Origin of the sequence: Paenibacillus sp. FSL M7-0656 (assembly GCF_038003225.1) — a bacterium.
In the GTDB taxonomy this organism is placed as follows: Bacteria; Bacillota; Bacilli; order Paenibacillales; family Paenibacillaceae; genus Paenibacillus; species Paenibacillus amylolyticus.
The window spans coordinates 5,063,395-5,075,747 of the sequence record NZ_JBBOOT010000001.1 but is presented as its reverse complement, the minus strand read 5'-3'; the positions used below and the strand labels follow the sequence as shown (position 1 = coordinate 5,075,747).

At 45.5% G+C, this 12,353-nt stretch carries 14 protein-coding genes and 1 other annotated feature; all 14 genes read right to left on the bottom strand.

What is annotated here, in order from left to right; all coding sequences use genetic code 11:
- Position 1 precedes the first annotated feature (1 nt).
- Positions 2–3,547 (bottom strand): DNA-directed RNA polymerase subunit beta, encoded by a 3,546-nt coding sequence (gene rpoB / locus MHI01_RS22300; RefSeq protein WP_036671573.1) that lies wholly within the window; start codon positions 3,545–3,547, stop codon positions 2–4.
- A 412-nt stretch (positions 3,548–3,959) separates the two neighbouring features.
- Positions 3,960–4,562, bottom strand: a complete 603-nt coding sequence (locus MHI01_RS22295) for a class I SAM-dependent methyltransferase (protein ID WP_076320292.1) — start codon at positions 4,560–4,562, stop codon at positions 3,960–3,962.
- 96 nt (positions 4,563–4,658) lie between these two features.
- Positions 4,659–5,018 (bottom strand): 50S ribosomal protein L7/L12, encoded by a 360-nt coding sequence (gene rplL / locus MHI01_RS22290; RefSeq protein WP_339191212.1) that lies wholly within the window; start codon positions 5,016–5,018, stop codon positions 4,659–4,661.
- A gap of 72 nt (positions 5,019–5,090) precedes the next feature.
- Positions 5,091–5,594: a 50S ribosomal protein L10 gene (gene rplJ / locus MHI01_RS22285; RefSeq protein ID WP_047841127.1), complete on the bottom strand. Its 504-nt coding sequence runs from the start codon at positions 5,592–5,594 to the stop codon at positions 5,091–5,093.
- 24 nt (positions 5,595–5,618) lie between these two features.
- Positions 5,619–5,765 (bottom strand) — a sequence feature (ribosomal protein L10 leader region).
- A gap of 68 nt (positions 5,766–5,833) precedes the next feature.
- Entirely contained in the window at positions 5,834–6,526 is a 693-nt protein-coding gene (gene rplA / locus MHI01_RS22280) for a 50S ribosomal protein L1 (protein WP_017692063.1), read from the bottom strand.
- 94 nt (positions 6,527–6,620) lie between these two features.
- On the bottom strand, positions 6,621–7,046 hold the full coding sequence (gene rplK / locus MHI01_RS22275; protein WP_017692062.1) for a 50S ribosomal protein L11: 426 nt from the start codon (positions 7,044–7,046) through the stop codon (positions 6,621–6,623).
- A gap of 68 nt (positions 7,047–7,114) precedes the next feature.
- Positions 7,115–7,648, bottom strand: coding sequence for a transcription termination/antitermination protein NusG (gene nusG / locus MHI01_RS22270; protein WP_036607165.1), 534 nt, complete (start codon positions 7,646–7,648; stop codon positions 7,115–7,117).
- A 21-nt stretch (positions 7,649–7,669) separates the two neighbouring features.
- Positions 7,670–7,861: a preprotein translocase subunit SecE gene (gene secE, locus MHI01_RS22265; RefSeq protein ID WP_017692060.1), complete on the bottom strand. Its 192-nt coding sequence runs from the start codon at positions 7,859–7,861 to the stop codon at positions 7,670–7,672.
- 17 nt (positions 7,862–7,878) lie between these two features.
- Entirely contained in the window at positions 7,879–8,028 is a 150-nt protein-coding gene (rpmG, locus tag MHI01_RS22260; RefSeq protein ID WP_072735843.1) for a 50S ribosomal protein L33, read from the bottom strand.
- A 303-nt stretch (positions 8,029–8,331) separates the two neighbouring features.
- On the bottom strand, positions 8,332–8,976 hold the full coding sequence (gene sigH / locus MHI01_RS22255; RefSeq protein WP_017692059.1) for an RNA polymerase sporulation sigma factor SigH: 645 nt from the start codon (positions 8,974–8,976) through the stop codon (positions 8,332–8,334).
- A gap of 171 nt (positions 8,977–9,147) precedes the next feature.
- Positions 9,148–9,669, bottom strand: coding sequence for an NYN domain-containing protein (locus MHI01_RS22250; RefSeq protein WP_036607162.1), 522 nt, complete (start codon positions 9,667–9,669; stop codon positions 9,148–9,150).
- Between the two features lie 5 nt (positions 9,670–9,674).
- Positions 9,675–10,421 (bottom strand): 23S rRNA (guanosine(2251)-2'-O)-methyltransferase RlmB, encoded by a 747-nt coding sequence (gene rlmB / locus MHI01_RS22245; protein WP_340984166.1) that lies wholly within the window; start codon positions 10,419–10,421, stop codon positions 9,675–9,677.
- A gap of 43 nt (positions 10,422–10,464) precedes the next feature.
- Positions 10,465–10,944: a Mini-ribonuclease 3 gene (locus MHI01_RS22240; protein WP_076254727.1), complete on the bottom strand. Its 480-nt coding sequence runs from the start codon at positions 10,942–10,944 to the stop codon at positions 10,465–10,467.
- A complete protein-coding gene (gene cysS, locus MHI01_RS22235; protein WP_017692055.1) occupies positions 10,941–12,341 on the bottom strand; it encodes a cysteine--tRNA ligase in 1,401 nt (466 codons plus the stop codon). Before cysS ends, MHI01_RS22240 begins: the two co-directional genes overlap by 4 nt.
- Positions 12,342–12,353 lie beyond the last annotated feature (12 nt).

Genomic DNA, 12,353 nt, shown 5'->3' with positions numbered 1-12,353 from the left:
TTTATTCCGCTCCGACCTCTGTACCCTCAAGGTTGAGGCTGAGCTTATCGCTCGCAGCGTCATCTTCATCGTCCATTTCTCTCATTTCAATCTCTTGCTCATCTTCACTCAAAATCTTAACGTCCATACCCAAGCTTTGCAGCTCTTTGATCAATACTTTGAATGATTCAGGAACACCTGGTTCCGGAACATTCTCACCTTTGACAATGGATTCATACGTTTTAACCCGACCAACAACGTCATCGGATTTAACAGTCAAGATTTCTTGCAGTGTATAAGCAGCACCGTATGCCTCAAGCGCCCATACTTCCATCTCCCCGAAACGCTGTCCACCAAATTGAGCTTTACCACCCAATGGCTGTTGCGTAACAAGTGAGTAAGGACCCGTGGAACGGGCATGGATTTTATCATCAACCATGTGTGCCAGTTTGATCATGTGCATGACACCTACGGTAACTTCACGTTCAAACTCTTCACCTGTACGACCATCATACAGGACAGTTTTACCATTACGTTGCATACCTGCTTCTTCCATCGTATCGAAGACGTCATACTCCTTCGCTCCGTCGAATACAGGAGTTGCTACGTGAATACCCAGTTGCATCGCCGCCATACCCAAGTGAACCTCGAGTACTTGACCGATATTCATCCGGGAAGGTACGCCCAGTGGGTTAAGAACGATCTGAACCGGTGTACCGTCTGGCAGGAAAGGCATATCTTCTTCCGGCAAGATGCGGGCCACGACCCCTTTGTTACCGTGACGTCCAGCCATTTTATCACCCTCGGAAATTTTCCGTTTTTGAGCGATATATACACGAACGAGTTGGTTAACACCTGGAGGCAACTCATCACCGTTTTCGCGGGTAAATACTTTCACGTCTACTACGATACCATCAGTACCATGTGGTACACGCAAGGAAGTATCACGTACTTCACGTGCTTTCTCACCAAAGATCGCATGCAAGAGACGTTCTTCTGCTGTCAGCTCTGTTACACCCTTAGGTGTTACTTTACCAACCAGAATGTCACCAGCACTGATCTCAGCACCGATGCGGATAATACCGCGCTCATCCAAGTTACGCAACGCTTCTTCCCCAACGTTAGGGATGTCACGTGTGATCTCTTCAGGTCCGAGTTTGGTATCACGTGCTTCTGACTCATACTCCTCGATATGGATGGATGTGTATACATCTTCCTTAACGAGTTTTTCACTGAGCAAGATCGCATCCTCGTAGTTGTAACCTTCCCAAGTCATGAAGGCAACAACAACGTTACGTCCCAGAGCCAATTCACCCATTTCCGTTGAAGGACCATCAGCGAGGATATCGCCAGCTTTGACAGCCGCACCTCTTTTAACAATCGGACGCTGGTTAATGCATGTTCCTTGGTTCGAACGCATAAATTTGTGTAATTTATATTTAACGATATCGCCTTTAACTTCCTGACCGTCCACTTCTTCAACACGACGGACCCAAATCTCGTTCGCAGTAGATCGTTCAATAATTCCGTCATAATCGGAGACAATACATACACCGGAATCTTTCGCGGCTTTGTGTTCCATACCTGTTCCCACAAGTGGTGCTTTAGGAATCAAAAGTGGAACGGCCTGCCGCTGCATGTTTGATCCCATGAGCGCACGGTTGGAGTCATCGTTCTCAAGGAACGGAATAAGCGCTGTAGCGACGGATACAACTTGCTTAGGAGATACGTCCATGTAGTCAACGCGCTCACTCGGCATCGTAAGGATGTTATCCGACTGTTTGTTATAACGTACAATGATCGCTTCTTCTTCAAATGTACTATCTTCATTCAGTTTCGCATTCGCTTGCGCGATAACGTAGTTGTCCTCTTCGTCCGCTGTCAGGTAATCAATTTGCTCGGTTACAATACCTGTCTTCGGATCAACCCAACGATATGGAGCTTCAATGAAGCCATATTCATTCACACGGGCGAACGTAGACAAGGAGTTGATCAAACCGATGTTTGGTCCCTCTGGCGTCTCGATTGGACACATACGGCCATAGTGGGATGGATGGACGTCACGCACTTCCATACCTGCGCGCTCACGTGTCAAACCACCGGGTCCGAGTGCGGACAAACGACGTTTATGTGTCAACTCACCCAGCGGGTTCGTTTGATCCATAAATTGTGACAACTGAGAGCTACCAAAGAACTCTTTAATCGATGCAATAACAGGACGTATGTTGATCAATGCCTGTGGTGTAATTACGTTAGCATCCTGAATGGACATTCTCTCACGAACCACACGCTCCATACGGGACAAACCGATACGGAACTGATTCTGCAGGAGTTCACCCACCGAACGCAAACGACGGTTACCCAGATGGTCAATATCATCCGTGCTACCAATTCCCTGCAGAAGGTTAAGGAAATAACTGATGGACGAAATGATATCCGCCGGTGTCACGTTTTTAACGGACTTGTCAATGATTCCATTGGCAATCAGTTTGACTACTTTACCATCTTCTGTTGGTGAAAATACATCGATCGTTTGCATAGGAACATCATTAGCATCCAGAACACCGTTACCCACGTGATACGTGCGGAAACCAACGCTCTTCTCCAGATACGGCATGATTTCATCCAACAAGCGACGATCCACCATTTGACCTGCTTCAGCAATAATCTCGCCTGTTTCAGCGTCAACAAGTGATTCAGCCAAACGCTGGTTAAACAAACGGTTTTTGATGTGAAGCTTTTTGTTCATTTTGTAACGACCTACATTAGCCAGGTCATAACGTTTTGGATCAAAGAAACGTGCTACGAGCAAGCTTTTCGCATTATCCAGCGTTGGCGGCTCGCCCGGACGAAGACGCTCATAGATCTCAATGAGTGCTTTCTCCGTGGAATCCGTGTTGTCTTTGTCCAGTGTGTTGCGGATATATTCGTCATTACCGAGCAGATCCAGAATCTCAGCATCTGTGCCAAAACCAAGTGAACGCAGGAGAACCGTAACCGGTATTTTACGTGTACGGTCGATCCGGACATAAACAACATCCTTCGCGTCCATCTCCAGTTCCAACCAAGCGCCGCGGTTAGGAATAACTGTAGCGGTATACGTTTTTTTGGCGTTTTTATCTACTTTGGTACTGAAGTAAACGCTAGGAGAGCGAACCAACTGGCTGACAATAACCCGTTCCGCACCATTAATAATAAATGTGCCCGTGTTGGTCATCAGCGGGAAATCTCCCATGAATACTTCCTGCTCTTTGACTTCGCCGGTTTCCTTATTAATGAGCCGGACTTTGACCCGAAGCGGTGCTGCATACGTAACGTCACGCTCTTTTGCGTCGTCTACTGTATACTTCGGTTCACCGAGACTGTAATCGATAAATTCCAAAATCAAGTTACCTGTAAAATCCTGGATCGGCGAGATATCCTGGAACATTTCGCGCAACCCTTCCTCCAAAAACCAATCATAGGATTTTTGTTGGATTTCAATCAGGTTCGGAACTTCGAGTATCTCGTTAATTCGTGCATAACTGCGCCGAGTGCGTCGACCATATTGAACAAGATGTCCTGCCAACTTAAACTCACCCCTCAATGTCTACTCACTTTAAAAATTTCGTTGCGAACCTCTGTTTGTAACCTTATAATGGTACACATACAGAGCAAAGCAATGCATCCACAAATAAAGAAAAGCCCTTACTCGAAATGTCGTTCGAAAAAAGAGCAACTTTGATCGGCGGATGTCTTTCCAAATCATTCTTATCCCCAGTTTGCCCAAAATGTACATATTATACGCCAAACGTAGGCATAATAAGCCCGTTCGGCGTAAAAAAAGGTTGACATTTTTAGTTAGCTAAAGCCAAGTAGGGCATCTTAATACTGACATTTTACAACTATACCACGACCTGAATTTCAAGTCAATAGTCCTATTGCAAAAAAAATGATCCCCTGCTTACTTTACAAACTCGGATTCAGCTTTTAGTAGATACCTATTCCGATTTCACCGCTTTGAAAATCCGATAGCCTTTATCCTTCGTCACTTCTTCCACTCTTCCAAACAAAGATTCCAATTTCGCTTTCGCTGACGGTGCTCCTTGTTTCTTCTGAATGACAATCCACAACGAACCGCCTACCTTCAGATGGCGATGTGCCTGTTCGAAAATAGTATGAACCGTCTCTTTCCCAGCCCGTATAGGCGGGTTGGTTAGGATAACGTCAAAATCTTGCTTTTTTACTTCAGACAGTAGATTACTTTGCAATACCGTAACATTGTTAATTCCGTTCGCTTTTGCATTTTCCCTTGAAAGTTCAACGGCTCTCTCGTTGATATCGATCATGGTGACATGCCCATCCGGTACAAGTTTGGCTGCTGTAAGACCCATTGGCCCGTATCCACAGCCCACATCGAGAACATGAGCCCCTGATGGCAACTCTATCGCATCAATCAATACTCTGCTGCCATAATCGATTCCGTTTTTGGAAAACACACCGGCATCCGTCACGAATCGCAGACTGAATCCGCGAAGAACCGCTTCAGTTGCTCTGCGATCATGCGCCACTTGCGGTTTGTCCGAATAATAATGATTGGACATGCCCTCACTCACTTTCCATTTACAATTACAGCAACAAACCCCTTGATATAAGTCAAGGGGTTTGTTGTTTTGTTCATTTAGCTTGTAATAGCTAAATTATTTAACTTCAACTGAAGCGCCTGCTTCTTCAAGCTTAGCTTTAACCGCTTCTGCTTCTTCTTTAGCAACTTTTTCTTTCAATGCTTTTGGAGCGTTGTCAACCAATTCTTTTGCTTCTTTCAGGCCAAGACCTGTGATTTCGCGAACTGCTTTGATAACGTTGATTTTGGAAGCACCAGCGCTAGTCAAGATTACGTCGAACTCGGATTGCTCAGCTTCAGCAGAAGCTGCTGCACCTGCAGCAGCTACTGGAGCTGCAGCAGTTACGCCGAATTCTTCTTCGATTGCTTTAACAAGATCGTTCAATTCCAGTACAGTCATGCCTTTGATTGCTTCCAAGATTTGCTCTTTACTCATGAGTGAACCTCCATATATAATATTATTTTTTTTATTTCATTTGCCGCCTAAGCAGCATTCAGATCAAGTTGCTTACGCGCCTTGTTCTTCTTTTTCTGCAACTGCTTTAACCGCAAGCGCGAAGTTGCGCACTGGCGCTTGAAGCACGCTGAGGAGCATGGAGAGGAGTCCATCGCGGGATGGCAGTTCTGCCAATGCCTTAACTTCTTCTACTCCGATTACGCGACCTTCTACGACTGCACCTTTCAATTCCAGTGCATCGTTCTTTTTCGCGAAGTCGTTCAGAATTTTAGCTGGAGCCACAACGTCATCTACGCTGAATGCAATTGCAGTAGGACCTGTAAGAACATTTTCAAGTTCTGTCAGTTCTGCTGCTGCAGCTGCACGGCGAAGCAACGAGTTTTTCAGCACTTGGAATTCGATCCCTGCTTCACGAAGTTGCTTACGCAACTCAGTTACTTGGGCAACGTTCAATCCGCGATAGTCAACAACAACAGTTGTAACGCTCTCGCGCAATTTTGCTGTTACTGCATCAACGGATTCTTGTTTTGCTTGAATCACTTTTGCGTTTGCCAATCTGTACACCTCCTGATCAAATTTATCCCATTAAGAAAAGCCTCCGTAGAATCACGAAGGCTTGATATATACTCATCATCGATTTGCATCGTTCTAAGTTCTATAATCACACCTCGGCAGGAAATTAAGCCAAATGGCACCTACTGTCTACGGCAAGCATATTCAAATGTCAACGGTCAGTCACTCGGACTCACAACTTTTATATCTTATCAAAAACAGGACAAGCCTGTCAAGAGATATTATCTAAAAGCTGCTGCGTTCACGCGTGCGCCAGGGCCCATCGTGGAAGAAAGACTAACATTCTTCAGATAAACACCTTTTGCTGCCGCTGGTTTAGCACGATTCAGAGCTTCCATGAGAGCTTTGAAGTTCTCATTAAGTTGCTCAGAAGAGAAAGAAGCTTTACCAATCGGTGCATGAATTTGACCTGCACGATCCAGACGATATTCGATTTTACCGGCTTTAATTTCTTGAACAGCCTTAGTTACATCGAAAGTTACCGTTCCGGCTTTAGGGTTAGGCATCAGACCTTTACCGCCGAGCAGTCGGCCCAATTTACCTACTTCACTCATCATATCTGGTGTCGCTACGCAGACGTCGAATTCGAACCAGCCTTGTTGGATTTTGTTGATCATGTCTGCATCACCAACATAGTCCGCGCCAGCCGCTTCCGCTTCTTTCGCTTTGTCACCTTTTGCAAATACCAATACGCGTTGTGTTTTACCTGTGCCGTGTGGCAAGACAACAACACCACGTACAGCCTGGTCTTGCTTACGAGGGTCTACACCCAAACGAACTGCTGCTTCGATTGTTTCATCGAATTTTGCAGTAGCTGCCTTTTTCACAAGCTCTACAGCTTCTGAAGGCTCGTAAGTTGCTTCGCTGTCAATCAGCTTAGCAGCTTCCAGGTATTTTTTACCGTGTTTAGCCATGTTTTATTCCTCCTTTGTGGTGTTAGCGGATATACCTCCCACATCAACCGGTCGCGAATCGACCGGTTTTACGAAGCCATGTTTCTTATGAAAATTAGTCTTCGATGGTGATACCCATGCTGCGGGCAGTACCTTCGACCATACGCATAGCGGACTCAACGTCTGCTGCATTCAGGTCAGGCATTTTTGTTTCTGCGATTTGACGTACCGCATCACGTTTAACAGTAGCAACTTTTTTCTTGTTCGGTTCGCCTGATCCTTTTTCAACTTTAGCTGCCACTTTCAACAGAACTGCTGCTGGTGGAGTTTTAGTGATGAAAGTAAAGGAACGGTCCTCGAATACAGAAATTTCAACTGGAATAATCAATCCCGCTTGATCAGCTGTACGAGCGTTGAATTCTTTACAGAATGCCATGATGTTGACACCTGCTTGACCCAAAGCTGGACCTACTGGTGGTGCTGGGTTTGCTTTACCTGCTGGAATCTGCAGTTTTACCATTTTAATAACTTTTTTCGCCATGATTGACACCTCCTTGCAAAATAGTGGTTAACGGGTTTTTCAACCCTCCCACAAGAAACTTGAAGAAACTATATCTTCTCCACTTGCGTGTATTCCAACTCAAGCGGTGTTTCCCGTCCAAACATGTTCACGTGCACTTTCAACTTGCTTTTCTCTACCAAAATTTCTTCCACGGAGCCTACGAAATTCGCAAAAGGACCGACTTTAATACGCACGGATTCCTTAATATCGAACTCAATTTTCGGCTTAGGTTCAACCATTCCCATGTGCTTCAGAATTTGTTCCACTTCTTCAGGCAACAATGCAGTTGGTTTGGACCCAGAACCTGTCGAACCGACAAATCCTGTAACCCCTGGTGTGTTGCGAACAACATACCAAGAATCATCCGTCTGTACCATTTCCACCAAGACATAACCGGGGTAAACTTTACGCATAACGGTTTTTTTCTTACCGTCCTTGTTTACCACTTCTTCTTCCATAGGAACAAGAACGCGGAATATCTTGTCTTCCATGCCCATAGACTCTACGCGTTTTTCCAAATTGGCTTTGACCTTGTTCTCATACCCTGAATAGGTATGAACGACGTACCATCTTTTTTCCATATCAAGCCACCGGAACCCTTCTTAAATAATCGCTTCGATCACAAAGGAGATGCCAATGTCAATGACCCAAAAAAACAGCGTCATAACCACAACAGTACCAAGTACGATCAATGTGTAGTTGGTCAGCTCTTTACGATTAGGCCAGCGAACTTTTTTAAGTTCAGCCCAGCTTTCTGAGAAAAAGGAAATCAGAGATTTGAAACTTCGTTTCACGCCGACACCTCCAAAAACTATCTGGTTTCGCGATGAGAAGTCTGCTCGTTACAAAACTTGCAAAATTTCTTCATCTCCATGCGGTCGGGGTGATTACGCTTGTTTTTTGTCGTAGTGTAATTTCTTTGTTTGCAGTTAGTACAAGCCAAAGTAATAATTACCCGCATGATGTACACCTCCCGAAGACTTCCACATTCAAGCAGAGTCTCTAAATTGATCCTGAAAAAAAGCCATAAATTTAGGCCTACCTAAAACACTTTATCACAAGGGTATAACCATGTCAATGAAAGAATAGTCTTTCATTCATTGGGTATTACTTCCGTACAACGTACATTCGTTTCTCATCTCTGTTTTTCTCTTCTCCTGCTTGGACCGAGCGATTACTAGTATAAACATTCTTAGATTTTATAAACTTGAGACACTAAAAAAGACTCAAACACCGAGCCTTTTCCGTCAACGACAACATGTGTTTAATTATCTCGAACTTCCAGGTACTTTTCAAGTTTGCGCTTGACGCGCTGAAGTGCATTATCAATGGACTTCACATGTCTGTCCAAATCTACTGCAATCTCTTGATAAGATCTCCCGTCCAGATACAACATCAATACTTTACGTTCCAGATCACTCAGAATCTCGGACATTTTATCTTCCAGGCCCACAAACTCTTCCTGATTGATGATAAGTTCTTCCGGATCACTGACCTGGGTTCCACAAATCACATCGAGTAACGTACGATCAGACTCTTCGTCATAAATAGGCTTGTCCAGAGATACATAAGAATTAAGCGGAATATGCTTCTGACGTGTTGCTGTCTTAATCGCCGTGATGATCTGTCTTGTAATACACAGTTCGGCAAAAGCCTTGAACGAAGCCAGTTTGTCCCCTTTGAAATCTCGAATGGATTTGTAGAGGCCAATCATTCCTTCTTGAATAATATCTTCCCGGTCTGCCCCAATCAGAAAATAAGATCTTGCCTTGGCGCGTACAAAGTTACGATATTTGTTAATTAGAAACTCTAACGCTTCGCTTTCGCCTTCACGGAAAGCTTCGACAATGTCTTCGTCACTTTGGTAATCATACTTAGATAACATGATATCTTTGAGGTCGACACTCACAGACAATCCCTCCGGCTGCAACGCAAGGTACCCCGTTACTCTACTCTATGAAATATAGGATCAGTATATATGATGGTACCTCACACCGTCAACCACGCTCTGCCTAAAAAAGAACATCAATAACATAAATGTCAAGAGTTTCAATATTCTAAATTTTGTAAAAACGTGCTGTTATTCCCGGCGCCATCGCTCAAACTCTTTCAATACATCGGGACTTAACTTACCCCCGAGTGTGTTACGCGTGGTCTTCGCCTGATCTTCTTCCAGTCGTTTTTTTAATTCTTTTTCGTTCTGCTCAACTTCAATTAGCAACTCCCTTGCAGATACACGTAGCGCTCCCTGTCCAAAAATGACATGTTGCTCTACCATATCGCTCGTAGCCACATAGATTTGGCGTCTTCGCATGCTTAGTTCCCGAACGAGTCTCTCAATGCATTCGTCTGCCGTCTCTTTTTCCTTTGTAAAATAGATCTGCACTTTGCTCTGAGTAAAGGATTTACCGAGTCCAGGCACGAGGTAGGCGTCAAACACAACAATGACTCGACGGCCGGAGAAAGCCTGGTAGTCTGCAAGACGAAAGAGAAGCCTGTTACGTGCCTCTTCGAGCCCACTTTCCGCCAGTTTGGTTAATTCCGGCCAGTCGCCAATCATGTTGTACCCGTCTACAAGAAGCACATCACGGGAATCAGCCATACCTTCTATTCCTGCGCTTGACGCGAGCGGAGCACTTCGTACATGACAACCCCCGCTGCCACGGAAGCATTCAGGGAATTAATCTGACCTTGCATTGGTAGTTTGATCAGCACATCGCATTTCTCACGAATAAGTCGTCCCATTCCCTTGTTCTCATTTCCGATTACCAATGCCACAGGGCCAGTAAAGACTCCATTACCAAAGACACCTTCGTGAGCGGTGACATCTGTCCCTACAACCCATACACCTTCCTCTTTGAGGCGATCGATGGTCTGACCAAGATTACTTACACGAGCCACTGGCACGTACTCCACAGCACCTGCTGATGTTTTGGATACTGTCACGGTTACCGCTGCCGAGCGACGTTTCGGTACAATGACGCCATGCGCACCCGTGCAATCTGCTGTCCGCAAAATAGACCCCAGGTTATGAGGATCTTCAATCTCATCCAGCAGAATCAGGAAAGGATGCTCATTCTTCGTTTTTGCTGCGGCAAGAATGTCTTCTACCTCCACATAAGCGTAAGGTGCTGCTTGAGCAACTACCCCCTGATGCTGAATGCCTGGTACCGTTTGATCCAGCTTACGCTTGTCCACGTGTTGAATGACAATACCTAGTTTTTTAGCTTCCGAGATAATAGGTTGAGTCAGATGTTTCTGTGCTGTATCGGCAATCCATATTTTATTAATGGTCCGGCCTGAACGCAGCGCCTCCGTCACGGAGTGTTTACCGGCGATCCATTCTTCTTCCATCGTTGTTCGATCCTCTCTGTAATGCATTGTTTTGTTGAAATTTCTATTTTTTTGTCGGCGATGGCGATTGTTGTTCCGCATGCTCAATGCCAAGCCCGATCAGTTCAATCATGCGATCATGATGACCACTGCTATAGAGGTAACCAATGAGACATTCAAAAGCCGTAGCATGTCTGTACTCCAATACATCTGCATTTTTGGGTACACTACCCGACTTGGCATTCCGCCCTTGCCGGACGATATCCCGTTCTTCCTCTGTCAGTTCATCCTCAATCGTTGTAAGTATGCGGCTCTGTGCCTTCGCTGATACCAACCCGGTTGCACTACGGTGCAAATGATTGGGACGCATGTTTGCCTTCGACAACAGATATTGACGAACAGCTACCTCATATACCGCATCACCAATATAGGCCAGTGCAATAGGTGGAATCAACCTCGCAGGTCTGGAAGGAGGATAAGGGAACCACCCTCCCTCTGTGACCTGGTCCTGTTGTTTTGGTGTATTTGGATGTCCTTCGCTCATTTGCGCCGCCATCTCATGCCCTGCGCCGTATCTTCAAGCAGAATGCCACGTGCAGACAATTCATCGCGAATTTCATCCGCTCTTGCCCAGTTTTTGGACTTGCGCGCTTCTACACGCTCTTCAATCAGACGTTCTACTTCCTCATCCAGAAGTTCTGGCTCTGCGTCAGTATAAATGCGCAGTACAGCATTCAATTCACTGAACAACTCGAGGAGTGCGCGAATGTCTGCCGCATTAACCACTTCTTGTTGCAACAGTTGGTTGGCTTCCCCTGCCCACTCAAACATCGCAGTAATTGCATCAGGAGTATTGAAATCATCCTGCATCTTCTCGTGATACTGCTGACGAATTTGGTCGAGTCTTGCCGCAAACTCTGCTGTGATGTCCTGATCAACAGTTACTGCATTCAGACGATGGTTCAGGTTACCTACCGCATTTGCAATCCGGTCCACACTGTTCTGTGCCTGCTCCATCGTATCATCCGTGAAGTTCAATGGATTGCGATAGTGGGTAGACAACATGAAATAACGAATCGCTTCGCGTTTATATTGATTCCGCAAGTCTTTAACCAGAACACCATTACCGAGTGATTTCGACATCTTCTCGTTATCAATCCGGATGAATCCATTATGCATCCAGTAGTTCGCAAGTGGTTTACCTGTTAATACCTCGGATTGGGCGCATTCGCACTCATGGTGCGGGAACTGCAAATCCTGTCCACCCCCGTGAATGTCCAGTGTATCCCCAAGGTACTCCCTAGCCATGGCGGAGCACTCAATATGCCAGCCTGGTCGACCATCGCCCCAAGGACTGGACCAATAGATCTCACCTGGTTTGGCAGCCTTCCAGAGCACAAAATCTTCGGGATGCTCTTTGCGCTCGTCCACACCCACACGGATTCCAAATTGCAGCTCCTGCAGGTTTTGTTTCGAAAGTTTGCCATATTCGCTGAATTTGCCTGTGCGATAATAGACGTCACCGCCATTTTCATACGCAAATCCTTTTTCAACCAGCTCACGGATAAAATCAATGATCAGCGGCATGTTTTCCGTTACTCTCGGATTGCTGCTTGCCTTGGGAATACCCAATCCCTCAATGTCTTCATAATAGGCAGCTATAAATTTCTCAGCCACGTGAGGAACGTCTGTTCCAAGTTGTTCTGCTTTGCGAATCAACTTATCGTCCACATCCGTGAAGTTCACCACATAGTTCACATCATGTCCTGTCTGTTCCAGGTATCCACGAACCGTGTCGAAAAAGATAACCGGGCGTGCATTCCCGATATGAATGTAGTCATATACCGTTGGTCCGCAGACATACATTTTCACTTTCCCTGGCTCTTGGGGAACAAATTTCTCTTTGGTACGACTCATCGTATTATAAATCTGAAGCGTCATGGTCACTTATCC

Coding starts and splice junctions, on each gene's coding strand:
- MHI01_RS22240 (WP_076254727.1), bottom strand. CDS start 10,944: ATGAGCGAAGGACATCCAAATACACCAAAACAACAGGACCAGGTCACA.
- MHI01_RS22295 (WP_076320292.1), bottom strand. CDS start 4,562: ATGTCCAATCATTATTATTCGGACAAACCGCAAGTGGCGCATGATCGC.
- rpmG (WP_072735843.1), bottom strand. CDS start 8,028: ATGCGGGTAATTATTACTTTGGCTTGTACTAACTGCAAACAAAGAAAT.
- nusG (WP_036607165.1), bottom strand. CDS start 7,648: ATGGAAAAAAGATGGTACGTCGTTCATACCTATTCAGGGTATGAGAAC.
- rplA (WP_017692063.1), bottom strand. CDS start 6,526: ATGGCTAAACACGGTAAAAAATACCTGGAAGCTGCTAAGCTGATTGAC.
- cysS (WP_017692055.1), bottom strand. CDS start 12,341: ATGACGCTTCAGATTTATAATACGATGAGTCGTACCAAAGAGAAATTT.
- rplL (WP_339191212.1), bottom strand. CDS start 5,018: ATGAGTAAAGAGCAAATCTTGGAAGCAATCAAAGGCATGACTGTACTG.
- MHI01_RS22250 (WP_036607162.1), bottom strand. CDS start 9,669: ATGGCTGATTCCCGTGATGTGCTTCTTGTAGACGGGTACAACATGATT.
- rlmB (WP_340984166.1), bottom strand. CDS start 10,421: ATGGAAGAAGAATGGATCGCCGGTAAACACTCCGTGACGGAGGCGCTG.
- rplK (WP_017692062.1), bottom strand. CDS start 7,046: ATGGCGAAAAAAGTTATTAAAATGGTAAAACTGCAGATTCCAGCAGGT.